At 67.4% G+C, this 23,228-nt stretch carries 18 protein-coding genes, 3 rRNA genes and 1 pseudogene; 7 read left to right on the top strand and 15 right to left on the bottom strand.

The annotated features are described in order from the left end of the window. Window positions 1-7: 7 nt before the first annotated feature. Window positions 8-2,401, bottom strand: coding sequence for a murein biosynthesis integral membrane protein MurJ (murJ, locus tag E6W39_RS17855; protein ID WP_141634367.1), 2,394 nt, complete (start codon window positions 2,399-2,401; stop codon window positions 8-10). 435 nt (window positions 2,402-2,836) lie between these two features. Beyond that, window positions 2,837-3,646 carry a phosphatase PAP2 family protein gene (locus E6W39_RS17850; RefSeq protein WP_181799311.1) on the bottom strand — a complete coding sequence of 270 codons (810 nt, stop codon included), beginning with the start codon at window positions 3,644-3,646 and terminating at the stop codon, window positions 2,837-2,839. Window positions 3,647-4,011: 365 nt separating this feature from the next. Between E6W39_RS17850 and E6W39_RS17845 the strand changes: the two genes are divergently transcribed. Then, window positions 4,012-4,998: a sigma-70 family RNA polymerase sigma factor gene (locus E6W39_RS17845; RefSeq protein ID WP_141634365.1), complete on the top strand. Its 987-nt coding sequence runs from the start codon at window positions 4,012-4,014 to the stop codon at window positions 4,996-4,998. A gap of 100 nt (window positions 4,999-5,098) precedes the next feature. On the opposite strand, the gene E6W39_RS17840 is transcribed toward E6W39_RS17845, so the two are convergent. The 5 genes from E6W39_RS17840 to E6W39_RS17820 form a co-directional block, all read right to left on the bottom strand. After that, entirely contained in the window at window positions 5,099-5,542 is a 444-nt protein-coding gene (locus E6W39_RS17840) for a hypothetical protein (RefSeq protein ID WP_141634364.1), read from the bottom strand. A gap of 168 nt (window positions 5,543-5,710) precedes the next feature. Further along, window positions 5,711-5,845 carry a DUF397 domain-containing protein gene (locus tag E6W39_RS41630; RefSeq protein WP_228718200.1) on the bottom strand — a complete coding sequence of 45 codons (135 nt, stop codon included), beginning with the start codon at window positions 5,843-5,845 and terminating at the stop codon, window positions 5,711-5,713. A 123-nt stretch (window positions 5,846-5,968) separates the two neighbouring features. Beyond that, complete coding sequence (locus E6W39_RS17830; protein WP_141634363.1) at window positions 5,969-7,084, bottom strand: SMI1/KNR4 family protein; 1,116 nt, start codon at window positions 7,082-7,084, stop codon at window positions 5,969-5,971. Between the two features lie 34 nt (window positions 7,085-7,118). Next, window positions 7,119-7,622, bottom strand: coding sequence for a hypothetical protein (locus E6W39_RS17825; RefSeq protein ID WP_141634362.1), 504 nt, complete (start codon window positions 7,620-7,622; stop codon window positions 7,119-7,121). A 17-nt stretch (window positions 7,623-7,639) separates the two neighbouring features. Then, window positions 7,640-8,299 carry a Type 1 glutamine amidotransferase-like domain-containing protein gene (locus tag E6W39_RS17820; RefSeq protein ID WP_141634361.1) on the bottom strand — a complete coding sequence of 220 codons (660 nt, stop codon included), beginning with the start codon at window positions 8,297-8,299 and terminating at the stop codon, window positions 7,640-7,642. Between the two features lie 77 nt (window positions 8,300-8,376). On the opposite strand from E6W39_RS17820, the gene E6W39_RS17815 reads away from it, so the two are divergent. Then, complete coding sequence (locus tag E6W39_RS17815) at window positions 8,377-8,781, top strand: hypothetical protein (RefSeq protein WP_141634360.1); 405 nt, start codon at window positions 8,377-8,379, stop codon at window positions 8,779-8,781. 21 nt (window positions 8,782-8,802) lie between these two features. On the opposite strand, the gene E6W39_RS17810 is transcribed toward E6W39_RS17815, so the two are convergent. After that, the gene (locus E6W39_RS17810; RefSeq protein ID WP_141634359.1) at window positions 8,803-8,988 is read right to left on the bottom strand and encodes a hypothetical protein; all 186 of its coding nucleotides are present in this window, start codon (window positions 8,986-8,988) and stop codon (window positions 8,803-8,805) included. Between the two features lie 899 nt (window positions 8,989-9,887). Here E6W39_RS17810 and E6W39_RS17800 point away from each other — a divergent pair. The 3 genes from E6W39_RS17800 to rrf all read left to right on the top strand — a co-directional run bounded on the left by E6W39_RS17800 (window position 9,888) and on the right by rrf (window position 15,007). Further along, window positions 9,888-11,409, top strand: a 16S ribosomal RNA gene (locus tag E6W39_RS17800). Window positions 11,410-11,689: 280 nt separating this feature from the next. After that, window positions 11,690-14,808, top strand: a 23S ribosomal RNA gene (locus tag E6W39_RS17795). Between the two features lie 83 nt (window positions 14,809-14,891). Next, window positions 14,892-15,007, top strand: a 5S ribosomal RNA gene (gene rrf / locus E6W39_RS17790). Together the 16S, 23S and 5S rRNA genes form the textbook arrangement of a ribosomal RNA operon. A gap of 88 nt (window positions 15,008-15,095) precedes the next feature. On the opposite strand, the gene E6W39_RS17785 is transcribed toward rrf, so the two are convergent. Continuing rightward, complete coding sequence (locus tag E6W39_RS17785; RefSeq protein ID WP_141634357.1) at window positions 15,096-15,563, bottom strand: hypothetical protein; 468 nt, start codon at window positions 15,561-15,563, stop codon at window positions 15,096-15,098. A gap of 28 nt (window positions 15,564-15,591) precedes the next feature. Here E6W39_RS17785 and E6W39_RS17780 point away from each other — a divergent pair. Then, window positions 15,592-15,861 (top strand): annotated as a pseudogene (locus E6W39_RS17780) (dienelactone hydrolase family protein); the annotation flags it as partial. Between the two features lie 78 nt (window positions 15,862-15,939). On the opposite strand, the gene E6W39_RS17775 reads toward E6W39_RS17780, so the two are convergent. Continuing rightward, on the bottom strand, window positions 15,940-16,761 hold the full coding sequence (locus tag E6W39_RS17775) for a MerR family transcriptional regulator (protein ID WP_141634356.1): 822 nt from the start codon (window positions 16,759-16,761) through the stop codon (window positions 15,940-15,942). 187 nt (window positions 16,762-16,948) lie between these two features. Beyond that, window positions 16,949-18,511, bottom strand: a complete 1,563-nt coding sequence (gene dacB / locus E6W39_RS17770) for a D-alanyl-D-alanine carboxypeptidase/D-alanyl-D-alanine endopeptidase (protein WP_267286759.1) — start codon at window positions 18,509-18,511, stop codon at window positions 16,949-16,951. A gap of 289 nt (window positions 18,512-18,800) precedes the next feature. Between dacB and E6W39_RS17765 the strand changes: the two genes are divergently transcribed. After that, window positions 18,801-19,013, top strand: coding sequence for a hypothetical protein (locus E6W39_RS17765; protein ID WP_141634354.1), 213 nt, complete (start codon window positions 18,801-18,803; stop codon window positions 19,011-19,013). 20 nt (window positions 19,014-19,033) lie between these two features. On the opposite strand, the gene E6W39_RS17760 is transcribed toward E6W39_RS17765, so the two are convergent. From E6W39_RS17760 to E6W39_RS17745, 4 genes are all read right to left on the bottom strand, one after another. Then, window positions 19,034-19,327, bottom strand: a complete 294-nt coding sequence (locus E6W39_RS17760; protein WP_141634353.1) for a hypothetical protein — start codon at window positions 19,325-19,327, stop codon at window positions 19,034-19,036. Between the two features lie 179 nt (window positions 19,328-19,506). Continuing rightward, window positions 19,507-19,842: an FmdB family zinc ribbon protein gene (locus E6W39_RS17755; protein ID WP_141634352.1), complete on the bottom strand. Its 336-nt coding sequence runs from the start codon at window positions 19,840-19,842 to the stop codon at window positions 19,507-19,509. A 121-nt stretch (window positions 19,843-19,963) separates the two neighbouring features. After that, window positions 19,964-21,262: an MFS transporter gene (locus E6W39_RS17750; protein WP_141634351.1), complete on the bottom strand. Its 1,299-nt coding sequence runs from the start codon at window positions 21,260-21,262 to the stop codon at window positions 19,964-19,966. Between the two features lie 339 nt (window positions 21,263-21,601). Further along, window positions 21,602-23,086 (bottom strand): potassium/proton antiporter, encoded by a 1,485-nt coding sequence (locus E6W39_RS17745; RefSeq protein WP_141634350.1) that lies wholly within the window; start codon window positions 23,084-23,086, stop codon window positions 21,602-21,604. Window positions 23,087-23,228: the final 142 nt, after the last annotated feature.

Genomic DNA, 23,228 nt, shown 5'->3' with positions numbered 1-23,228 from the left:
CCGGGCCTCAGCGCCGGCGCCGCCGCCCCGCGCCCGCAACGGCCGGCTCGGGCTCCGCCGGGAACGGCAGCCGCAGCTTGCGGGCCAGCGGCGCCACCGTGCCGGCGACCCCGAACGGGCGGGCCAGCAGGAAGAGCGAGGCCAGCACCGCCACCGAGCCGACGCCCAGCCCGATCCCGTTGCCCAGCGTCGAGATCACCACGCTGCCGCTGCCCAGCGCCCCGGTGACCGCATCGGCCAGGAAGTGGCCCACCAGCGCACCCGGCACGCACGCCAGCACCAGGCCCAGGTGCAGCCCGAAGACCCGCCGCCCGTCCAGGCCGCTGTGCATCTGCCCGCGCACCGCCGCCCGCAGCACCTCGGCGCGGTGCTGCGGGTCCTCGGGGGCGGTGGGCAGCCTGCGCAGCTTCTTGGCCAGGGCGAAGCCGGTGACCGTCATGTTGACGATGCAGGCGATGCTCTGGGCGGCGGCCATGCCCACGATGATCCAGCGCGGGCTGAACATCTCGTACGCCAGGAACGAGAAGAGCACATTGGTGCCCGAGCCGACCGCAGTCAGCCAGAACGGGGTCCGCGCGTCACCCATCGAGTAGAAGCCACGGGCCAGCGCGTACTGCGCGCAGAAGAACGGGATGCCGATGGCGAAGGCGAGCAGCGCCTCCGAGATCACCGCCATCAGCATGGCGTCCTTGTGCCCGTAGCCGTAGGCGAGGTGGGTGATCTGGCCGGAGAAGGCGATGAAGAGCACCGTGGCCGCGATGATCATGGCGGCTGAGTTGCGCAGCACGCGCGCCAGGTCGGTGCCGATCTTCTGCAGGTTGCCCTCGGTGGCGGCCCGGGACATCTGCGGCAGGATCGCCGTCACCATCGAGATGGTGATCACGCCCTGCGGCACCACGAAAAGCTGGTAGGCGTACGTGTAGGCGGCGTTGCCGATGCTCTTGAGTCCGAGCTTGGTGCCCATGTGGTCGACGCTGGTGGTCAGCGCGGTGATCTCGGTGAACGCCACCTGGGTGACCACCACCAGCAGCAGGGCCCAGGTCGCCGACTTGATCGGTGCGCCCAGCCCGGATCCCCGCCAGTCGAAGCGCGGTGTCCACTTGAACTTGGCGGCCTTCAGCGAGGGCAGCAGACCCAGCGCCTGGACCACCACGCCCAGCGCGGTACCGATGCCCAGCAGCATGGCCTGTCCGCTGGTGACCTTGCCGGTGCCGTCGTTCTGACCGCCGACCGCCATGTAGAGGCCGAAGACCGCGATCGCCACCACGTTGTTGAGGATCGGCGTCCACATCATGGCCGCGAACTTGTTGCGAGCGGTGAGTACCTGGCCCAGCAGGGTGAAGAGCCCGTAGAAGAAGATCTCGGTCAGGCAGTAGCGGGCCAGGGTGATGGTCAGGGACCGATCGCTGCCGGTCCAGTCGGGGGCGTAGATGCTGACCAGCCAAGGCGCGATGAGCACTGCGACCACGGTGAGCAAGCCCAGCGCGAGCGTGCACAGGGTGAGCAGGCGGTCGGTGTAGGCGACACCGCCGTCCTTGTCCTGCTTGGCGGCCCGGACCAGCTCAGGGACGAAGATCGACTGGAGCGCGCCACCGATCAGCATGGTGAACACGATGTTGGGCAGCGTGTTGGCCACATTGAAGGCACTGCCGAGGTTCGCGCCGCCGAGTGCGGCGACCAGCACGGCGCTGCGCACGAAGCCGAGGCCGCGCGACGCCAGCGTGCCGACCGCCATGACCAGGCTGTTGCGGTTGTTGGTCGCCTCCTCGGACCGCGCCGGCTCGGCGTCGGGCTCGGCGGCACCCTCCCGCTGGTGGGGCAGCCCGGGGGCGGCCGGCGGTGCCGGGTACGGGTCCTGGGCCGTGATGGTGCGCAGCGTCATGGTCGGCGGGTCGTTGAAGGTGTGCGGCAGTCCGTAGTCAGGGGGCAGCTGGTAGGGCTCGGAGACGTGGAACTCCTGCGCGTGCTGCGGCCCCGGGTACGGCTGGTACTGCGGGAACTGCTGCGGCTGCTGGGGCTCCTGCTGTGCCTGCGGCTGCTGCGGCCACTGCTGCTGGTAGCCGGCGTTCGGGTCCTGGTACGGGTCGCCGTACTGCTCCGGGGCCGCCTGGTACTGCGGGTAGGCCTCCTGCGGCGGCGGGTACCCGTAGCCGGGCTGCTCATAGCCGGGGAGCTGCTGCGGCGGCTGGTCATAGCTCGCCTGCTGCTCGTAACCCGGCTGCTGCTCATAGCCCTGCTGGGCGTAGCCCTGGGGCTGCTGCTCGTAGCCGTACTGGACGAACTGGTCGTGCTGCTCCGGCTGGCCCTGCGCCGGCATCGCCGGATGCGGCTGCGGAGCCGCCCCGAACGACTCGGGCTGACCGTACGAACCGTACGGCTCGCCTGCCGTGTGCGTGGTCATCGGACTCCGTAGCTCGGTTGCCTGGGCAGGTGCTGCTGCGGGGCGCCGCAGTGCAGGTGCTCGGTTCCCCGAGCCGGGCGTACGTACACCCAGCCGAAGCAGTCTGCCCTACCCGGGCACTTCATGGGGAACCGAGTGCCGTGTGGCACGGGTCTCGGGGGCGCGATCCGGACGTTTCCGCAGCTGGGAAGCGGCTGGGCACTTCCGACGAATTGGGCGGATTTACTTGGGCTTTGGGATGCTTTGTCCCGATTTCCACCACCCGAGAATTGATCATGAGCGCCAATTCGAGTGACTGTACCCCGACTGTCGGTGTGCGCAGAGCATCCGTGTGAGCTATCTCACTGATCGTCAGCAGCCCGGCCGGGCCTGGTGATCATCAGCCGTCCGGCGAGGACGGCTGATCGACGACCGTCCGATCTCAACCGTCCGATCTCAGCCGTCCGATGAGTCCAGGTACTCCGGCTCCGGGAGCTCGGGGAACGGCACGGCGGACGCCAGCACGCTCTGCACCCGCGGCCTGGTGCGCCAGTTCACCCGCCGCACGTCCCGCGAGAGCGCCCCCGGTCGCCACAGCTCCACCACCACCGTGGTGCCGCCCAGCACCGCGGCGGCCAGCAGCCAGCCGCCCAGCACATCGCTCGGCCAGTGCACGCCGAGCGCGATCCTGGTGAACCCGACCAGCATGCTGGCCAGCACCGCCACCGTCGAGCAGGCGATCCGGGCCGGCCGGTCGACCCGGGGCCAGACCAGCGCGACCAGGGTGGCGCCGGTGATCGCGGCGGCCATCGCGTGGCCGGACGGGAACGCCGGGTCCGGAGCGAACGCCACCGGATCCGGCCAACTGGGCCGCGGCCGGTCCACGGCCAGCTTCATCGCCCATTGCACGCCCCAACCCACCAGGGCCTGGGCGGCGGTCCAGCCGGCCAGGGTGCGGGCGCCGATCGCCCACAGCCAGGCGGCGGCCAGGCCGAGCAGGCCGCGCATGATCACCGGACCGCCGAGCGTGGTGACCGTCTGCATGGAGGCGGTGAACGCCGTGTGGCTGCGGGCGTACCGGTGCAGTCCGTCCGTCCACGCGTGGTCCAGGTGTGCCAGCGGGGCCCAGCCGGCCTCGACCAGGACGAGCAGCAGGCCGAACAGCGCCAGCGCGCCGAACGCGACCACCGCGTAACGCGGCAGACGGGCGCGCAGCGTCGGCTGCGCCTCCTGGGAGCGGCGGTCCCCGCCAGTGGTCAGGTGCATGCCTGTCACCTTCCCAGGCGGGCGAGACGATCCGATGGGCGATGCATCGCGATTCGGCATCTTTTGCGCGGCTACGGCGTTGGAGCCATGGCGGGGACCGGAACGTCCCATGAAAACGGGCTCAATGCAGCGCCCGCGCCCACGCTTTGTGTCCAACCCGTCGCAGAGCGTCCAACTCCGTCGTGAAAGCGCGCAGGATACTGCATCGCCGGAAGAACCCGGGGCGACTTGGGAATTCTGTCCGGATTCTGTTCGTTGGATCGTTACGTGCGAGGCCCCCGGGGTCCCGCATCGCAGTCAGGCGTGTCGTCGTCTCACACACCGCCGCGAGACCAGACCCGGGCATCAACAGCAAGGGAGCAAGCATGGCCACCCGTGCCGTCGTTCGCGACAGGGCCGACCGGACTCGTACGGCCCGCCCGACCAACCTCGAGGCCGACCGCGACCTGGTCGGCATGTACCTCGACGAGATCGCCAGGACGCCCCTCCTCGATGCCGCCGAGGAGGTTGAGCTGTCGCTGCGCATCGAAGCCGGCGTGTACGCCCAGCACCTGCTGGAGCGGGCCGACGACGGCGAGGCCCCGCTGCCTGAGGGCGTCACCCGCGAGGAGTTGGAGGCGATAGCCGCCGATGCCGAGCGGGCCAAGGACGTCTTCATCCGTTCCAATCTGCGCCTGGTGGTCGCGGTCGCCCGGCGCTACCCGCGCAGTGGCCTGCCGTTGCTCGATCTGATCCAGGAGGGCAACGCCGGCCTGGTCCGCGCGGTGGAGAAGTTCGACTACGCCAAGGGCTTCAAGTTCTCCACCTACGCGACCTGGTGGATCCGCCAGGCGATCACCCGCTCGATCGCCGACCAGTCGCGCACCATCCGGCTGCCCGTCCACCTGGTGGAGGAGCTCGGCCGGATCCGCCGGGTGCAGCGCGAGAAGTCCAAGGAGCTGGGCCGCGAGGCCGAGCCCGCCGAGATCGCGGCCGAGCTCGACACCACCGAGGAGCGCATCAAGGACGTGCTCGACTGGGCGCGTGACCCGGTCAGCCTCAACATGGCCGTCGACGACGAGGGCGAGACCCAGTTCGGCGACCTCGTCGAGGACACCGGAGCCGTCTCCCCGGAGGACGCGGTGATGGTGATGCTGCGCCGCGAGGAGCTGGACGACCTGATCGGCCGGCTCGACGATCGCACCGCCTCCATCATCCGCTCCCGCTACGGCATGGAGGACGGCCGCGAGCGCACCCTCACCGAGGTCGGCAAGCAGCACGGTCTGACGCGTGAGCGGATCCGCCAGATCGAGAAGCACGCGCTCGCCGAACTGAAGAAGATCGCCGGGCACGCGGGCTTCGAGGCCGCCTGACGGGTGTCAGAACGTGCCGGTGCCCCGACCCCCCTCCAAGTGGGAGCCGGGACACGTCATGTGGGTTCAGCTGTCAGATGGAGCCAGCTGTCAGCCGGGGTCAGTTGCCGATCGCGCCGCCCCAGACGGCGTTGCCGACCGGGCACTTGAGCCCGAAGTTCCACTCGCCGCCGTAGTACACGCTGGAGATGTAGCGAACGCCGTTCGAGCAGTCGACGTAGGGGCGGTAGCTGTTGCCGTTGCACGTCTCGTAGAACCAGGCCCCGCTGGTGCGGCCGTTCCAACAGCTGAGGGTCTGCGGCGCGTGGGCCTCACCGGAGACCGCCGGCTCCGCCTCCGCCGCGGTGGCCGACGGGTCGCTCGGCGTGGCCGTCGCGGTCGAGGGCGTGGCCGTCGAAGCGTACGAGCTCGCGCCGACGGGCTGCGCCTGGATGGTCGCCAGCGGCTCGTCCGCCGCGTTCGCGACCGGGCTGAACGCGCCGACGGCCGCGAAGGCGAGGATCGTCGTGGTGCCGATCGCGCCCAGCGTCTTCCTGAATGCCATGTCGTTGCACTTTCCTTTGGGACTTCACTGGTGTTGATGCATCGACAGGGGCGCCCGCCTGCGGATCCGCCCTGGATCGCCAGGGCGGAAGCCACGTTAGGTCGGCCGTTCCGGGCGGGTGGGCGGACACGCCGGGGAAATGCTACGCATACGCTCGGTTGGCTCTGGTCAGCGCAGGGTGCGGTGCTTGACGGCCTGGACGAAGGCGGCGAACTCCTCGGGGGTGAAGGCGAGGGCGGGGCCGTCGGGGCTCTTGGAGTCGCGGACGCGGACGACGCGAGTGCGACGTACGCCCGGGCCCACTCGATGCACTCGCCGCCGCTCGGGCTGTGGGTGGACTTGCCCTCGCGCCCAGCTCCTGAGCCCCGCGGAGCCAACCCCGCCAACTCACCCATGAGTTGGCGGTGCCAGGCAATGCCCCTGCTGCTAGACCGAGGCTTCCAGCCGCTCGGCGTAAGCGCACAGGCTTTCCAGCCACTCGTCATCGAAGACCAGGTCGTTGAGGTCTCCCCAGTCGCCGTGGTTGTACCAGCTGTCGTCGAAGAAGTCGTCGAGGTGGCGGCGGATGTCCTCGTAGTCGAACTCCTCACGCAGCCAGACGCTCCGGTGGCGGGCGAGAGAGGCGGTGAACGCATCGGGTATGCCGAGGACTTGGCGGCAGATCGCGGCATCCTGCGGTGACAGCGGCGGGCCCAGCCGGTCCAGGAGCTCAGGGCTGTGGACCTGCAGGTGGGCCTCGATGCGCTGCCAGGCATCGTTCACTCGTGCCACCACGCCGGCGTCGAGGCCGGGCTCGCCAGGATCCTGGACCCCGGCCTCGGTCAACTGTGCTGCGGCGGACCGGCCGGCGCCCGGGTCGATCCGCTCAAGCGCGGCGGCCGCGCGCCACCGCAGCAGCGCTGCGATCTCCGGGGACGCCGCAAGTTCTTCGAGGGCGGTACCCAGCTGTTCCACCACGTCCGCTCCGCAGGCGGCGAGTTCGTCGACCACGCGGTCGGTCCGCAGCAGCAGCCAATCGCCCGAGCGATGGGGGAGGAACCGTCCGGGATCGGCCCGCAAGGAGCGCAGCGCCTCCGCGACCACAGCGGCTCGGAAAGCAGGATCGATCGCCTTCACCGGCCGGCGGAACGCGCCCAGGATGTGCCGCTCCGAAGCCGACCGCAGCAGCTGGCGCGCCCGTGGGAACTGGGTGGGGCCAAGGTCCGCCAGGGCGTTGATGCGTGCGGTGACGCTCCGCGGCAACCCGAGGTTGTCGTTGGCCTGCTGCACCAGACAAGCCGCGACCCGCTCCCGCTGCGGTTCCCCCAGCCCCGCGTACTCCCTGTTCAGCTCGAACCTGATCCAGTAGTCCGCCTCCTCGAACAACTCCCCGGCCCGCTCCACCGCGGCCTGATCACCGCCCCGCGCCCGGTCGATCGCCTCCTCGAGCGCAGCTCGCAGTGCATTCCTGCCCACCGCCGTCATACTCAAATGACCTTCCTGGCCTGCCTGTTCATCGGACCGCACGGACAGTAGCCGACCAAGCGAATGGCTGACCCGCATCGCCTGCGAGCGCGCAACCGGCCGAGGCCTCCGCTCAGCCCCCTTGCCGTCCGAAGACGCGCCGGAAGTCCGCCAGGACGCCCAGTGAGAACGCGTCCTGCGCCGGGTCGCCCGGCAGCACGAGCGACGCGACGAAGAACTCGGGCAGCATCAACTCACTTCCTTCGAGCCGCGCCGCGAACTCCCCGCCCTCGGCCCCGCCCTCGACCTCGACGTCTCGCAGCCGAGCAGTGATCCCCGACGGGTGAAAGCTGTAGAAGACCGCGAACGGCCCCTCCCCGTTGGAGTCCAGGGCGTATCCGTTCTCCTCCCAGAAGTTCTCCATCTCGGGCCCGCTCGAAAACGTCAGGTGGTCCGCATACTCCGCCCCGGGGTTGACCTCCAAGCACCACTCGGGGCCGAACGACTCGGCGACTGGCGCACAGTTGAAGTAGAGCGACGGCCACCTCTCGCACTGGGCCTCAATGAACCGAACGATTTGCTCCCCGAACGAGGAATCAAACAGGAAGCAGTTGGTGTCGAACCCGGTGATCTCCATCGAACTCCCCCTCGGCGTCAGATGATTCCCGCCTTGATTCCCGCTTCGTCCCCGTCGATCAGGAGGACTTGCCCGTCACGCAGGGTGCGGTGCGGGGTGCCGTTCGCCCGGTAGTGCTCGGCGACTCGCCCACAGAGCTCCGTCTCGTGGTGCCCGGGGGAATCGACGTGCGGGACGAAAGCGTGGTCGAGGATGCCCAGCCCGTCCCAGACCGGCTCACCGCCCCAGGTCTCGGTGACGTGCCGCGGGACGTCGCAGAGCTCCAGGCCGCCCAGGCTCGGCGCCAGCACACAGGCACCGGCACTGTATCCCGCGTAGACGATCGAGTCCTCGCGAAGCCGCGCGATCAGTGCGGCGTCAGCCCCGCTGCGGGCCATCGCGTACCGCAGCACGAACGCATTGCCGCCACGGACCCAGACAGCCGGGAACGCGGCGAGCACGGAGTCGACCTCGCCCCCGGGTCGGTCGAAGAACTCCCGGAGATCAAGCTCCCGGGGCCGGAAGCCGAGCCCGGCCAAGGCGCTCATCTCAAGCTCGACACCGGCTCGGCGAACCTCGGCCGGCGCGGAGTCCATGGCATTCGCGATCACGGCGATCTCCCCGGGCCCCGCCCCGAGCAGCCCGAGCAGCCTGTCCGGGTGGTCGCCGATGCGGAAAGACGAGAGGTAGAGGCGCATTGACGGACCCTAGCGCGGCCCCTGGAGTCCTGGCCTCGGATTGTCGGGCATCACCACGGGGTCTTACGTTGACGACGATGAGTCCCGGTAACGAGGCAGTGGTCGGCGAACGGCTGCACCAACGCGGCTGGCGCAAGGCGTTCACCGTCGCGGAGATGGTGGACAAGTGGGCCTGGCTGGTCGGCGAGGTCGAGCGCGGCTACGACGACTCGATCGAGGAGTACACAAACGACCTCTACTGCCGAAACTGGCTGCACGAGGCATGGCTGCTGCTGGACGACCACACCGTCCTGATCTGGACCTCGAGAATCAAGCAACTGGACAGCCGGTTCCTTGCTGCCACGGTCCATGACGACGGCCTGGCCCTCGACCGGTTCCACGGAATCCCACACCCCGACCTGTGGTGGTGGCGACGACACCCGCGCACCCTCACCGGAGACCTCGGCCGCTCGCTCCGCTCCGCCGGCGCCACCGGTGCCTGACCTTGCCCGACGATCAAGGGGTTACGGGAGCAGGGGGAGCAGGTCCGCCCACTCCTTCAGGTGTTCGTCGAACTCGTAGCCGCAGGCGCTCCGCATGGCCAGGAGCGCTGGGAACGCCAGGCTCTTCGCGTACCGCAGGCGGCGGATGAGGGAGACGTCGAGGCTGCGCCCTTGAGGGGCGAGCTCCCGTGCTTCGCCGGCCGCCATGGGCACCTCGTCGAGAAACAGGCGGGCGATCCTCGCCAGATCGAGGAGACCGACGTTCGAATCGGCTGGAGACCGGGCCTGTCGTCTGCCGCGTCCACCGCGCTCGTCACCTCGTCCCCCTACTACTCATCCTCCTCATCCGGGCACCGCGCGCCCCGCACGGTAGCTCAGGGCGTGGGTGAGGGGGACCGAGTTCCAGGGCACCGCCAGGCGCTCAGGCCCGCCACCGTGCCGCGGTGACGCCGGACGTCTCCACGGTGCTGCTCAGCGACTGCCGCACCTCCGGTTCAGCGGGGTTTGCTTTTACCCGGGGAAGAGGCGTAGTGTCCTCTGGTCGCTCGACTGGGAGCACCGGACACGCATCTGCGCGGACGGTCCCGGGGCGGCCAATCCCTTGGAACACCACTTCTGATCTGCAGCGGATCGCGTTCTGTCGCGTGTCCGCGCGAATCGTCGTGCATGTTTTCTGGATTGCGGCTGGATTCGCTTTTCGGGGCGGAGCTGAGCTAATGTTCAACACGTCGGACGGGCCGTCAGGTCCGATACGGCGAAGGCCTCCTGAGGCCGAAGCGGTGCGGAAGACCTGGTAAGGTTGGAAACACCGAGAGCGAGTCGGAAAAAGCCGGAAGGCGGATCTGATAAGCTCGAAACACGAAAGAACGAAGCGCCCGGAGAAAACGCGGAAGCGAATTCGAAGGAAGCGTCCGTTCCTTGAGAACTCAACAGCGTGCCAAAAGTCAACGCCAGATATGTTGACATCCCCGGCCTTGATCCTTCCGGATCGGGGTTGGAGATTCCTTTTGAAATAAACACTAGCGAGGACGCAGTGCACGGGGCCGCCCTATTCCGGTGGTTGCTGTGCCGCTCTGCGCGAGTGTTCGCTCGATTACGAGCAGACATTCACGGAGAGTTTGATCCTGGCTCAGGACGAACGCTGGCGGCGTGCTTAACACATGCAAGTCGAACGGTGAAGCCCTTCGGGGTGGATCAGTGGCGAACGGGTGAGTAACACGTGGGCAATCTGCCCTGCACTCTGGGACAAGCCCTGGAAACGGGGTCTAATACCGGATATGACCTGGAGCCGCATGGCTCCGGGTGGAAAGCTCCGGCGGTGCAGGATGAGCCCGCGGCCTATCAGCTTGTTGGTGGGGTAATGGCCTACCAAGGCGACGACGGGTAGCCGGCCTGAGAGGGCGACCGGCCACACTGGGACTGAGACACGGCCCAGACTCCTACGGGAGGCAGCAGTGGGGAATATTGCACAATGGGCGAAAGCCTGATGCAGCGACGCCGCGTGAGGGATGACGGCCTTCGGGTTGTAAACCTCTTTCAGCAGGGAAGAAGCGCAAGTGACGGTACCTGCAGAAGAAGCACCGGCTAACTACGTGCCAGCAGCCGCGGTAATACGTAGGGTGCGAGCGTTGTCCGGAATTATTGGGCGTAAAGAGCTCGTAGGCGGCCTGTCGCGTCGGATGTGAAAGCCCGGGGCTTAACCCCGGGTCTGCATTCGATACGGGCAGGCTAGAGTGTGGTAGGGGAGATCGGAATTCCTGGTGTAGCGGTGAAATGCGCAGATATCAGGAGGAACACCGGTGGCGAAGGCGGATCTCTGGGCCATTACTGACGCTGAGGAGCGAAAGCGTGGGGAGCGAACAGGATTAGATACCCTGGTAGTCCACGCCGTAAACGTTGGGAACTAGGTGTTGGCGACATTCCACGTCGTCGGTGCCGCAGCTAACGCATTAAGTTCCCCGCCTGGGGAGTACGGCCGCAAGGCTAAAACTCAAAGGAATTGACGGGGGCCCGCACAAGCAGCGGAGCATGTGGCTTAATTCGACGCAACGCGAAGAACCTTACCAAGGCTTGACATATACCGGAAACGGCTAGAGATAGTCGCCCCCTTGTGGTCGGTATACAGGTGGTGCATGGTTGTCGTCAGCTCGTGTCGTGAGATGTTGGGTTAAGTCCCGCAACGAGCGCAACCCTTGTTCTGTGTTGCCAGCATGCCTTTCGGGGTGATGGGGACTCACAGGAGACTGCCGGGGTCAACTCGGAGGAAGGTGGGGATGACGTCAAATCATCATGCCCCTTATGTCTTGGGCTGCACACGTGCTACAATGGCCGGTACAAAGGGCTGCGATACCGTGAGGTGGAGCGAATCCCAAAAAGCCGGTCTCAGTTCGGATTGGGGTCTGCAACTCGACCCCATGAAGTTGGAGTTGCTAGTAATCGCAGATCAGCATGCTGCGGTGAATACGTTCCCGGGCCTTGTACACACCGCCCGTCACGTCACGAAAGTCGGTAACACCCGAAGCCGGTGGCCTAACCCTTGGGAGGGAGCCGTCGAAGGTGGGACCAGCGATTGGGACGAAGTCGTAACAAGGTAGCCGTACCGGAAGGTGCGGCTGGATCACCTCCTTTCTAAGGAGCACATAGCCGGATGCGAGCGAATGTCTCGCACGGTTGCTCATGGGTGGAACGTTGACTATTCGGCACACAGGGTTGGTTGTCTCCTAGTACTGCTTCGGCGTGGAACGGGTTCAAGTGATCGGGTGTGTCGGGCACGTTGTTGGGTCCTGAGGGAACGGCCGTAAGGCTGGAACCTCGGTGAGCCGGTCTCATGCGAGATGCCCCGTTGCGGGTGTTGAGTGTGGGTGTCTGGTCGTTGTTTGAGAACTGCACAGTGGACGCGAGCATCTGTGGCCAAGTTTTTAAGGGCGCACGGTGGATGCCTTGGCACCAGGAACCGATGAAGGACGTGGGAGGCCGCGATAGGCCCCGGGGAGCTGTCAACCGAGCTTTGATCCGGGGGTGTCCGAATGGGGAAACCCGGCAGCCGTCATGGGCTGTCACCCATACCTGAACACATAGGGTATGTGGAGGGAACGCGGGGAAGTGAAACATCTCAGTACCCGCAGGAAGAGAAAACAACCGTGATTCCGGGAGTAGTGGCGAGCGAAACCGGATGAGGCTAAACCTTGAGCGTGTGAGACCCGGCAGGGGTTGCGCTTGAGGGGTCGTGGGATTTTTCTTGATCGGTCTGCCGGCCGGTCGGCGAGTCAGAAACCGTATGGGTAGTCGAAGGACATGCGAAAGGTCCGGCGTAGAGGGTAAGACCCCCGTAGACGAAATCTGTACGGCTCGCTTGAAGAACACCCAAGTAGCACGGGGCCCGAGAAATCCCGTGTGAATCTGGCGGGACCACCCGCTAAGCCTAAATATTCCCTGGTGACCGATAGCGGATAGTACCGTGAGGGAATGGTGAAAAGTACCGCGGGAGCGGAGTGAAATAGTACCTGAAACCGTGTGCCTACAAGCCGTGGGAGCGTCGTTGGTCGGCTTGCCGGCCAGCCGTGACTGCGTGCCTTTTGAAGAATGAGCCTGCGAGTTTGCGGTGTGTAGCGAGGTTAACCCGTGTGGGGTAGCCGTAGCGAAAGCGAGTCCGAATAGGGCGTTTGAGTTGCATGCCCAAGACCCGAAGCGGAGTGATCTAGCCATGGGCAGGTTGAAGCGCGGGTAAGACCGTGTGGAGGACCGAACCCACCAGGGTTGAAAACCTGGGGGATGACCTGTGGTTAGGGGTGAAAGGCCAATCAAACTCCGTGATAGCTGGTTCTCCCCGAAATGCATTTAGGTGCAGCGTCGCGTGTTTCTTGCCGGAGGTAGAGCACTGGATAGGCGATGGGCCTCACCGGGTTACTGACCTTAGCCAAACTCCGAATGCCGGTAAGTGAGAGCGCGGCAGTGAGACTGTGGGGGATAAGCTCCATGGTCGAGAGGGAAACAGCCCAGAACACCGACTAAGGTCCCTAAGCGTGTGCTAAGTGGGAAAGGATGTGGAGTCGCAGAGACAACCAGGAGGTTGGCTTAGAAGCAGCCACCCTTGAAAGAGTGCGTAATAGCTCACTGGTCAAGTGATTCCGCGCCGACAATGTAGCGGGGCTCAAGTACACCACCGAAGTCGTGTCATTCACAGAATACGCCCAACGGCGCTGTGGATGGGTAGGGGAGCGTCGTGTGCCGGGTGAAGCGGCCGAGGAATCGAGTCGTGGACGGTATACGAGTGAGAATGCAGGCATGAGTAGCGATACAAGAGTGGGAAACTCTTGCGCCGATTGACCAAGGGTTCCTGGGTCAAGCTGATCTGCCCAGGGTAAGTCGGGACCTAAGGCGAGGCCGACAGGCGTAGTCGATGGACAACGGGTTGATATTCCCGTACCCGCTTTGAAGCGCCAACGGCGAACCTCTGAATGCTAAGGCCGTGAAGCCGCCCCGGAGTCTTCGGACAAAGGGGAGTGGTGGAGCCGCCGGTCCAACAGGGTAGTAGCTGAGCGATGGGGTGACGCAGGAAGGTAGTCCAGCCCGGGCGGTGGTTGTCCCGGGGTAAGGGTGTAGGACGTGGGGTAGGCAAATCCGCCTCACATATAGTCTGAGACCTGATGCCGAGCCGATTGTGGTGAAGTGGATGATCCTATGCTGTCGAGAAAAGCCTCTAGCGAGTTTCATGGCGGCCCGTACCCCAAACCGACTCAGGTGGTCAGGTAGAGAATACCGAGGCGTTCGGGTGAACTATGGTTAAGGAACTCGGCAAAATGCCCCCGTAACTTCGGGAGAAGGGGGGCCCCTCCTGGTGATGGCACTTGCTGCCTGAGCTGGGGGTGGCCGCAGAGACCAGCGAGAAGCGACTGTTTACTAAAAACACAGGTCCGTGCGAAGCCGTAAGGCGATGTATACGGACTGACGCCTGCCCGGTGCTGGAACGTTAAGGGGACCGGTTAGCTCTGATTCGTCGGGGCGAAGCTGAGAACTTAAGCGCCAGTAAACGGCGGTGGTAACTATAACCATCCTAAGGTAGCGAAATTCCTTGTCGGGTAAGTTCCGACCTGCACGAATGGCGTAACGACTTCTCGACTGTCTCAACCATAGGCCCGGTGAAATTGCATTACGAGTAAAGATGCTCGTTTCGCGCAGCAGGACGGAAAGACCCCGGGACCTTTACTATAGCTTGATATTGGTGTTCGGTTCGGCTTGTGTAGGATAGGTGGGAGACTGTGAAGCAGCAACGCCAGTTGTTGTGGAGTCGCCGTTGAAATACCACTCTGGTCGTGCTGGATGTCTAACCTGGGTCCGTGATCCGGATCAGGGACAGTGTCTGGTGGGTAGTTTAACTGGGGCGGTTGCCTCCTAAAGGGTAACGGAGGCGCCCAAAGGTTCCCTCAGCCTGGTTGGCAATCAGGTGTTGAGTGTAAGTGCACAAGGGAGCTTGACTGTGAGACCGACGGGTCGAGCAGGTGCGAAAGCAGGGACTAGTGATCCGGCGGTGGCTTGTGGAAGCGCCGTCGCTCAACGGATAAAAGGTACCCCGGGATAACAGGCTGATCTTCCCCAAGAGTCCATATCGACGGGATGGTTTGGCACCTCGATGTCGGCTCGTCGCATCCTGGGGCTGGAGTAGGTCCCAAGGGTTGGGCTGTTCGCCCATTAAAGCGGTACGCGAGCTGGGTTTAGAACGTCGTGAGACAGTTCGGTCCCTATCCGCTGTGCGCGTAGGAGTGTTGAGAAGGGCTGTCCCTAGTACGAGAGGACCGGGACGGACGAACCTCTGGTGTGCCAGTTGTTCTGCCAAGGGCATGGCTGGTTGGCTACGTTCGGGAGGGATAACCGCTGAAAGCATCTAAGCGGGAAGCCTGCTTCGAGATGAGCACTCCCACCTCCTTGAGAGGGTAAGGCTCCCAGTAGACGACTGGGTTGATAGGCCGGATGTGGAAGCCCCGTGAGGGGTGGAGCTGACCGGTACTAATAGGCCGAGGGCTTGTCCTCAGTTGCTCGCGTCCACTGTGTTGTTCTGAAACAACGACCCCACCGCATTTGAGGCGGTGGTGCGGCCGATAGTTTCATAGTGTTTCGGTGGTCATAGCGTGAGGGAAACGCCCGGTTACATTCCGAACCCGGAAGCTAAGCCTTACAGCGCCGATGGTACTGCAGGGGGACCCTGTGGGAGAGTAGGACGCCGCCGAACAATTCTTCAGAAGAAGCCCCCACCGGGTGACCGGTGGGGGCTTCTTCGCGTTTTGGCCTCGCACGCTTCCGGTATCGCTTGAATGGTGTCAGGGCAGCGGCTCGAACTGCGGCTCGTCGCTGGGAAGGTCGTCGGGCAGGATGCGGGAGCGGATCGAGCCGGTGAGCAGGCCGAGCAGGATGCTGGTCGAGTCGCCCGGCAGCAGCTCCTGGTCGAGCTGGCCGGCCGCGACCAGCACGGTCGGCCACTGGTCCGGGGTGCCCGTGGGGATCCAGAAGAAGCGGTCCGCGTTGTGGGTGTGCGCCCAGTGGATCAGCTCCTCGGGTCGGCTGCCGTAGGCGGTCAACAGTTCTCGCAGCCCGGGGAGTTCGCTACCGGCCAGGCCAGCCGCCGACTCTGCGGCGCGGTGGCCGAGGTCCAGGTACTCGGGGGACCAGTTCGGGGCGTAGAGGACGATGAACTCGTCGAAGACGCCGGCGCCGTAACGGGCGGTCAGCGCCTGGTGGTTGGGCGGCATCGCTCGCGCGGGGTGCGCGGGGCGCCCGGTGGCAGGCACCCCGGCAGGCGGAGGCGGGCACCGGGCGATGAGTTGTTCGAGCGGGGTCATGGTCCTTCCGGTATTCCTCGACGCCGTCGTGGTGTTCTACGGAGGCTGGCTGACGACGACCGAAGTCCCGCTCAGCAGGCCGGAACCCACCCTGTCCCGCACCTCCGGCATCACCGCACGAGTGCTGTTCCTGGTCGGCGAGGACGACCACCTCATCCCGCCGGAGGTGCGACAGGAGATCCGCGACGCCCTGCACGAGGCGGGCGTGCCACACGAGTTGGTCGCCTACGCGGGCGTCGGGCACCGCTACCTGAGCCACCTTGAACAGCGCACCGCCGGATGGCCGGGGCCTCAGCGGTCCCCGGCCACCCGGCCGCGATCACGGTCAGGCCCGGGCCACCGGTGCCTGGAGTTCCGTCACCCAGTCGTCGCGGTTCTCCGGGCACTCCAGGTAGATCTCCCGGGGGTATCCGGCCGACTGGTAGCCGTTGCCGTCGATCCAGTGGGCCAGGGTCTGGGCCGTGGGCAGCACGGTGTCCATCGGGCCGCGATGCACGATGGTCGCCGCTTGGTCGACGGACGGCAGGTCGAGCACCTGGAAGGCGCCGTCCTGGAGGGCGGCGGAGACCTGGACGGCGGCGTGGACGCTGATCCGCCCGTCACCCTCCGGGGCGTCCTCGTAGTAGGCGATGCCGGGGCCCGTGGGAGTGATCCCGGCTGCCGCCAGTAGCTGGAACAGCTCCTCGTAGAGAGGCCCGATGACGGGGCTGATGTCGCCGGGCTCGAAGCTCGCGGCCGTCGCGGTGAGCTCCGCCAGCCGCACGGCCGGGAGGCTCTTGATGATGACGTCATTCGTGGGCATGCGCCCCTCGCTCTCGATCGCTCGGAGCCTCGCCTCGACCTGCACCAGCCGCATGGCCGCCGCGGCCATGGCGGTCTCCAACTCGGCCCGCCGCAGCCGCAGCATGCCACGCATCTCGTCCGTGGCGACCTTGTCCTCGACGATGTCCTGCACCTGCTGGAGCGTGAAGCCGAGGTCCTTGAGCGCGATGACGCGGTTGAGCCGGGCGAGTTGGGCGGCGGTGTAGTGGCGATAGCCGGTGGCAGGGTCGACATGGGCAGGGCGCAGCAGGCCGATCGCGTCATAGTGACGCAGCATCCGGACCGAGACGCGGCCGTGCCGGGCGAAGTCTCCGATGGTGAACATGGTGGCTCCGAGTTCAGCGCCTGACACAGTGTGAGGGTCAAGAAGCTACTCGAAGGTGACCTGCTCCACGAGCGCGTTCGGCAGCTCCAGCGCGGTAGGAGAGGGACCAACGAGGCTCCCGGGCTGGTTGGTTGAGACATGAGACATCTCGTTCGACCGCCCGGGAGCCTCGCACGTAGTGATCGCGCTAGGGACGAACGATCCGGGGGAGGGATCTTCGGGCGGACGTGATGGCCTTGTGGCGCGGGCGGCCGGCGCCGCGTTCTGCGCATGCCTCCTGCTGGAGGATGACGGCGATCTCGTCAACGTCGTCGTTGACGTCGAAGAACCCCTGGATGTTCGGTGCCGCCGCGCCGTTGACGCCGACGAAGAAGGTGTAGAGGTGGCCGTCGTCCGCCTCGAGGTAGCCCGCGTACGTCTGCGCGTTGATGGCGAACTGCTGGTTGAGCTGGTCGAAGCCGATGATGGTGCCGGGCTTGGCGAAGACCTTGCCCTTGGCCGGGCAGTTGGTGGTGCAGAAGAGGGCTCCCGTGCCGGACACACCGAGGATCGGCAGTGAGGTGCGGAACGCGTCCGCGTCGGGAGTGCGCAGCCAGTACGCGAGCAGCTGGTTGAGCCCGGTGGGTGTGACACGGTCGACCGGAACATCGCCGCGTCCGTCCGCCATCTGGAACTGGGTCGGGTCGACGTTTGCCGTCTGGGTGAGGAAGTCGTGGATGACCGGGAATCCGTCGAAGCAGTTCTTGCTGCCGCGGCTCACGGCCATGTTGCACAGGGCCAGGTTGGCGCCGAGGTTGTGGCTGACGTTCAGGATCAACTTGGCGTACTCGTGGTACGGCGGCGAGACGAAGGCGGCCGCCTGGGGAGTGCCGGTGTACGAGGCGGGCAGCGTGCCGTCCGGGTTGGGCCCGGTCGGCGGGGCGGTGACGGTGACGCCGGCGCGGCCCAGGGCCTCGATCAGGGCTGTGCGCCCGAATGCGTTGGGGTCCTGGATCTGGGAGATCTTCAGGGTGGGCTTGGCGTCGGCGGCGATCGTGCCGGAGAGCGTGATCCGCGTGCCGTCGGGGGACGCGGTGACCTGGATGTCGGTGGTGCCACCGGCCTCCACCGTCCGGACGTTGGAGGTGACCTGGTACGGCGCGACCTGCGGGCGCCAGCTCAGCTGGGCGGGCTGCCCGGGGGAGGCCGGCGTGGTGAGCAGGTCGATGACGTTGTCGTTGATGATGAGGGGTGTCGGCTGGGGGTTGAGCGCCGGGGGCGTGAACAGCCGCGGGTCGATGACGACATCGCCGTCGACCGTGGTGATGCCCGAGTCGCGGACCTGGTGGGCGATCTCGTCCAGGCCGGCGAGCGGGTCCTCCGGCGTGAGGGTGGCGCCCGGGATGTCGTTGGCGTAGGTGTGGTCGATGGGGGTGAAGTCGACGGAGCCGTCCGGCTTGGTCCGGCCGCCCATGGTGAGGTCGCCCTGGGCGACGAGCGCCAGGTTCCCGGTGAGGGTCGATCCATTGCGGTGTCCGAGCTCGTTGACCGGCGTGGTGAAGCGGTGGTCCGGGCCGAGGGCGTGCCAGGCACTGGAGATGGTGATCAGCTTGATGGTCGAACCCGGCATGAAGAACTGGTCGGGGTACCTGGAGTGGATGACCCGCCCGCTCTCGGGGTCGATCTCCAGCAGACCCCACTGCGCGTGCTCGTACGCGGGCTTGTTCATGATCGCCGTGATGTCGGGCCCGAGGTCGCGCTGAGAGTCCATCTCAGGTGCGGCGGCAGCTGTACCGGCCACGACCGCGAGCGTGACGCCGACGGTGGCCCAGGCCTTAAGCCGACCACGGATCTTTGATCTCATTCGCCCAGCCGTTTCTGGAGTCGGAAGCCCTGTTTGGCAGGGTGCTCACGGCGCATCACGGTAGGTGCGCGGATTCCGGAGGCGGGGCTGCGGCGCGGTGCGCTGACGGCGTGTGGTGTGGAAATCATTCGATCGGTCGAAGGTGGGCGCCTATCTGGGGTTCGGGGCATCATGGCCGCCGCCCTACCCTGGAGGGGTGACCGAGCAGCCCACCAGCCCCGACCAGTCGGCCGACGACAACCAGCAGGCCGCGGCCGAGAAGCCCAAGCCCGCTGCGGCGAAGATCGTCTTTGCGGACCCGTTCGACCGGCAGACCAGTGATGACACCGACGCGGCCTGGGGCGAGTCCTCCGGCGCGCGGGGCCTGGACTGGTACCAGAGCCAGCGCCCGCCGCACCACGGCGGCTGAGGGCGCCGCACGGCGCAGGGTCACGGGGGCCGCGCGGGGCAGTCGGTGCGGACCGAGAAGTACTGCAGCTGGCGGGGTGCCAGCGCGCTCAGGGGCAGGGAGCCGGTGGCCAGGGCGGCCGTCGTGCAGACGACCAGGCCGGTGAGCATCGCGCCGGGGCGGTAGCAGGCCGCCTGGCGGAGGCGGTGGCGCCCGCCGCCGCCTCGGCGGATCGGGCGGAAGTCGGGCACCGGGCGGCGAGGCGGCAGCGGGGCGGGCTCGGGCGCGGGCGGCCGGTGGGTGCGGCGGTGGCGGGGGGTGGTCGATCCAGTCATGGGACCAGAGTCGCCGTGCCCGGAGTCAGCCGGTAGCGCCACCCGGAAACCTGTGGATAACCCCGGCTCTGTGGACGACCACGACACCACCAGGGCTCACCCAGAGCACAACCCAGGCCCACCCAGAGCATGACGAAGGCCTCCCGGGCAGTCCCGGGAGGCCTTCGGAAGCAGCGGCGTCAGCTCGCGGCGGAGGAGGTCGAAGAGGTCGACGTCGACGACGAGCTGCTGGAGCTCGACGAGGACGCGGACGAGGACGAGCTCGACGAGCCCGAGGAGCCGTTCGACGCCGACGAGCCGTTCGCGGACGAGCCCGACGACACCGAGCTGCTCGACGAGGACCGGCTGTCCGTCCGGTAGAAGCCCGAGCCCTTGAAGACCACGCCCACCGCCGAGAAGACCTTGCGCAGGCGGCCCTGGCAGTTCGGGCAGACGGTCAGAGCCTCGTCGGTGAACTTCTGCACCACCTCAAGGCCGTTGCCGCACTCGGTGCACTGGTACTGGTACGTGGGCACTGTGTCTTCCTCCTGGCACTCTCGCCTGATGAGTGCTAACGACGGTCCATGATGCGGCATTCCGCAGGATCAGTCCAGTGTGGCCGGCCCGGCGCGGCCTGCCACGTGCGTTCGAGCGCGGTCACCCGGCCGCCGGCTCCGCCACCGCGGGAGCCGCGTCCCCACCCCTGGCAACGGTACGGCTCGCCGCGCCCGGACCCGCCAGGAGTCGCCGCAACGTGACCAGCGCCACCAGCCCGGCGCCGGCCCCGGCCACCGGGACCAGGAAGCCCAGCGACGGCCCGCTCATGTCGATCAGCTGGCCGGCCACCGTGGAGCCGACCGCCAGGCCCAGGCCGATCGCCCCGGTCAGCCAGGTGAACGCCTCCGTCTTGGCGCCGTCGGCGACCAGCGCCTCCACCAGGGTGTAGCCGGTGATCAGGGTCGGCGCGATCGCCAGGCCGCAGACCAGCCCGGCGATCGCCAGCGCGGTCAGGTCGGGCATCGCCCAGAGCGTTGAGCAGCCCAGCACCAGCAGGCCGTAGCTGGCCAGCATCCGCTGCTGCGGGGAGCGCCGCCAGGCGATCAGGCCGTAGAGCACCCCGGCCAGCATCGAGCCGCCGGCGAAGACGCCGTAGACGACGCCGCTGAGGTCGCCCTGCCCGGCGTGCTCGGCGAACGCGGTGACCGAGACCTGCATCGCGCCGAAGACCGAGCCGACGCCCAGGAAGGCGCCGACCAGCAGCCGTACGCCCGGCGAGGCCAGCGCGGAGGCCCGCTTCGCCCCGGGCTCGGGCAGGTGCCGGGCCGGCGCGGTGGCCCGCTGGCCGGCGAACAGCAGCCCGCCGAGCACGGTCAGCGCGGCCTCCGTGACCAGCGCGGCGGCCGGGGCGACGGTGGTGGCGATGGCGCCGGCCAGCACCGGGCCGACCACGAAGGTGAACTCGTCGGTCACCGACTCGAAGGCGAAGGCGGTGGTCAGGTGGGCCGGACGGTCGGCCAGTTTGGTCACCCAGCGGGCCCGGACCATCGCGCCGATCTGCGGCACCGAGGCGCCGGCCGGCGCGGCGGCCAGGAAGAGCGTCCAGACCGGCGCGTGCCCCAGCGCCAGGGCGATCAGCGCACCGACCGAGACGGCGTGCACCAGCACCACCGGCACCAGCACGGCGGCCTGGCCGAGGCGGTCGGCGAGCCGGCCGGTCTGCGGGCCGACCAGTGCCTGCGCGGTGGCGGCGGTGGCCGCGACGGCGCCGGCGATGCCGTAGGAGCCGTTGGTGTCGAGCACCAGCAGCACGATGCCCAGGCTGAGCATCGCGTAGGGGAGCCGCGCGACGAACGCGGGGAGCAGGAACGTCAAGGCACCAGGGGTGCGCAGCAGTGCGGTGTAGCCCACGCGGGTGGGGGCTTCGGTGGGGTTGTCGACCGTTGGGCGGGCCGCCACGGTCGGTCCTTCCTGCTGCCTGGTAGCGACCGCCGGGGCAACGGAAAACCCCGACGGCGCCGAGAGTCGTCCTCTCGTGCGTCGACCGGGGTTGATACCGGGTCCGAGTGGCCGCCCCTGTCAACAGGGGGGCGCTGCCCCTGAGAAAGGGGGCCGCCGGACCGCGGCCGCCGAGCGGTCGCGCCAACTCTGCATCAGGCAGAAAGTTGCGGGTTGGATCTGGTACTACGTCTGGGCAATGGTACGGGAACGCGAAGAACTCCAGGCGTCAGGAGATCCAACAGTTCACTTCCCGTGCAGCCACCCCGCCAGTCACTTCCCGTGCAGCCACCCCGCCAGTCACCTCCCGTACAGCCACCCCGCCAGCTTGCCGCCCCGGTCCACGGCCCGCAGCCGCCGCTCGGTGGCCTCGCCCACCGCGTCGGTGGTGACCACCAGCAGCTCGTCACCCGAGCGCAGCACCGTGGTCCGGTCGGGCACGAAGCTCTTGTCGTCGCGGACCACCAGGGTGACCGCGGCGCCTGGCGGCAGCCGCAGTTCGCCGACTTCGACGCCGGATATTCGGGAGTCCGGCGCCAGCGCGACCGAGAGCAGCTGTCCGCGCAGCCGCTCCAGCGGTGCCGACTCGATCTCCAGGTCGTGGCCGAGCGCGCCGGCGGAGATCCGCAGCCGGCGGGCCAGCCAGGGCAGCGTGGGGCCCTGCACCAGGGTGAAGACCACCACCAGGACGAAGACGATGTTGAAGGCCTCCCGGGCGTGCGGCACCCCGCCCACCAGCGGGATGGTGGCCAGCACGATCGGCACCGCCCCGCGCAGCCCGGCCCAGCTGAGCAGCGCCTGCTCGCGCCAGGGCAGCCGGAACGGGGTGAGGGTGAGCAGCACCGAGAGCGGCCGGGCGAGCAGCACCAGCACCGCGCCGATGACCAGTGCGGGCAGCACCGCCGAGCCCATGGTGGCGGGCGTGCAGAGCAGGCCGAGCAGCACGAACATGCCGATCTGCCCGATCCAGGCCAGGCCGTCGGCGAAGCCGCGCACCGCCGGGCCGTGCGGCAGCTTGGCATTGCCGAGCAGCACCGCGCTGACGTAGACGGCGAGGAAGCCGGAGCCGTGCAGCAGCGCGCCGGCCGCGTAGGCGAGCGAGGTGAGGGCGAGCACGGCGATGGGGTAGAGGCCGGAGGCGGGCAGGGCGATCTGCCGCAGCGCGTGGGCGCCGAGCTTGCCGACGGCCAGGCCGACGACGGCGCCGATCGCCAGCTCCATGAGGATGGTGCCGAGCAGCACGTACCAGGAGTCGAGCGGGCCGGTGGTGGCGAAGGCGACGACCAGGATGACCACGGGGGCGTCGTTGAAGCCGGACTCGGCCTCCAGCAGGCCGCTGAGCCGGGCCGGCAGCGGCACGGTGCGCAGCACCGAGAAGACGGCGGCGGCGTCGGTGGAGGAGACCACCGCGCCGAGCAGCAGCGACAGCCGCCAGTCGAGGCCGACCAGCAGGTGGGCGCCGGCGGCGGTGACGAAGACGCTGATCCCGACGCCGACGGTGGCCAGTGCGGTGGCCGCCGGCAGTACCGGTCTGATCTCGCGCCAGCTGGTCTTCAGGCCGCCTTCGGCCAGGATGACCACCAGGGCGGCGTAGCCCAGCACCTGGGTGAGTTCGGCGTTGTCGAAGGTGACGCCCAGTCCGTTCTGGCCGATCGCCATGCCGATGCCCAGGTAGAGCAGCAGGCTGGGTAGTCCGGATCTGCTGGCCAGGCGCACGGCGACGACGGCGATCAGCAGGATCGCGGAGCCTTCGAGCAGCAGCTTGTTCAGATGGTCAACGGTCACGCAGGGGCACCTCGACGTCTCGGGCGTCCGTCAGGGGAGCTGCGGGCGGCAGCCGTGACGGGCGGGGGCGGGGAGGGTCACTGTGGTGGGCGACGGGGTGAACGAGCCCGGTGGGGCTGTGGAGGGGCAGGGTGACACACGG

It is taken from the genome of Kitasatospora acidiphila, from assembly GCF_006636205.1.
Taxonomy (GTDB): Bacteria; Actinomycetota; Actinomycetes; order Streptomycetales; family Streptomycetaceae; genus Kitasatospora; species Kitasatospora acidiphila.
This window is presented reverse-complemented; position numbering and strand designations above follow the sequence as displayed.

Coding starts and splice junctions, on each gene's coding strand:
- murJ (WP_141634367.1), bottom strand. CDS start 2,401: ATGACCACGCACACGGCAGGCGAGCCGTACGGTTCGTACGGTCAGCCC.
- E6W39_RS17850 (WP_181799311.1), bottom strand. CDS start 3,646: ATGCACCTGACCACTGGCGGGGACCGCCGCTCCCAGGAGGCGCAGCCG.
- E6W39_RS17845 (WP_141634365.1), top strand. CDS start 4,012: ATGGCCACCCGTGCCGTCGTTCGCGACAGGGCCGACCGGACTCGTACG.
- E6W39_RS17840 (WP_141634364.1), bottom strand. CDS start 5,542: ATGGCATTCAGGAAGACGCTGGGCGCGATCGGCACCACGACGATCCTC.
- E6W39_RS17830 (WP_141634363.1), bottom strand. CDS start 7,084: ATGCGGGTCAGCCATTCGCTTGGTCGGCTACTGTCCGTGCGGTCCGAT.
- E6W39_RS17825 (WP_141634362.1), bottom strand. CDS start 7,622: ATGGAGATCACCGGGTTCGACACCAACTGCTTCCTGTTTGATTCCTCG.
- E6W39_RS17820 (WP_141634361.1), bottom strand. CDS start 8,299: ATGCGCCTCTACCTCTCGTCTTTCCGCATCGGCGACCACCCGGACAGG.
- E6W39_RS17815 (WP_141634360.1), top strand. CDS start 8,377: ATGAGTCCCGGTAACGAGGCAGTGGTCGGCGAACGGCTGCACCAACGC.
- E6W39_RS17810 (WP_141634359.1), bottom strand. CDS start 8,988: ATGGCGGCCGGCGAAGCACGGGAGCTCGCCCCTCAAGGGCGCAGCCTC.
- E6W39_RS17775 (WP_141634356.1), bottom strand. CDS start 16,761: ATGTTCACCATCGGAGACTTCGCCCGGCACGGCCGCGTCTCGGTCCGG.
- dacB (WP_267286759.1), bottom strand. CDS start 18,511: ATGGACTCTCAGCGCGACCTCGGGCCCGACATCACGGCGATCATGAAC.
- E6W39_RS17760 (WP_141634353.1), bottom strand. CDS start 19,327: ATGACTGGATCGACCACCCCCCGCCACCGCCGCACCCACCGGCCGCCC.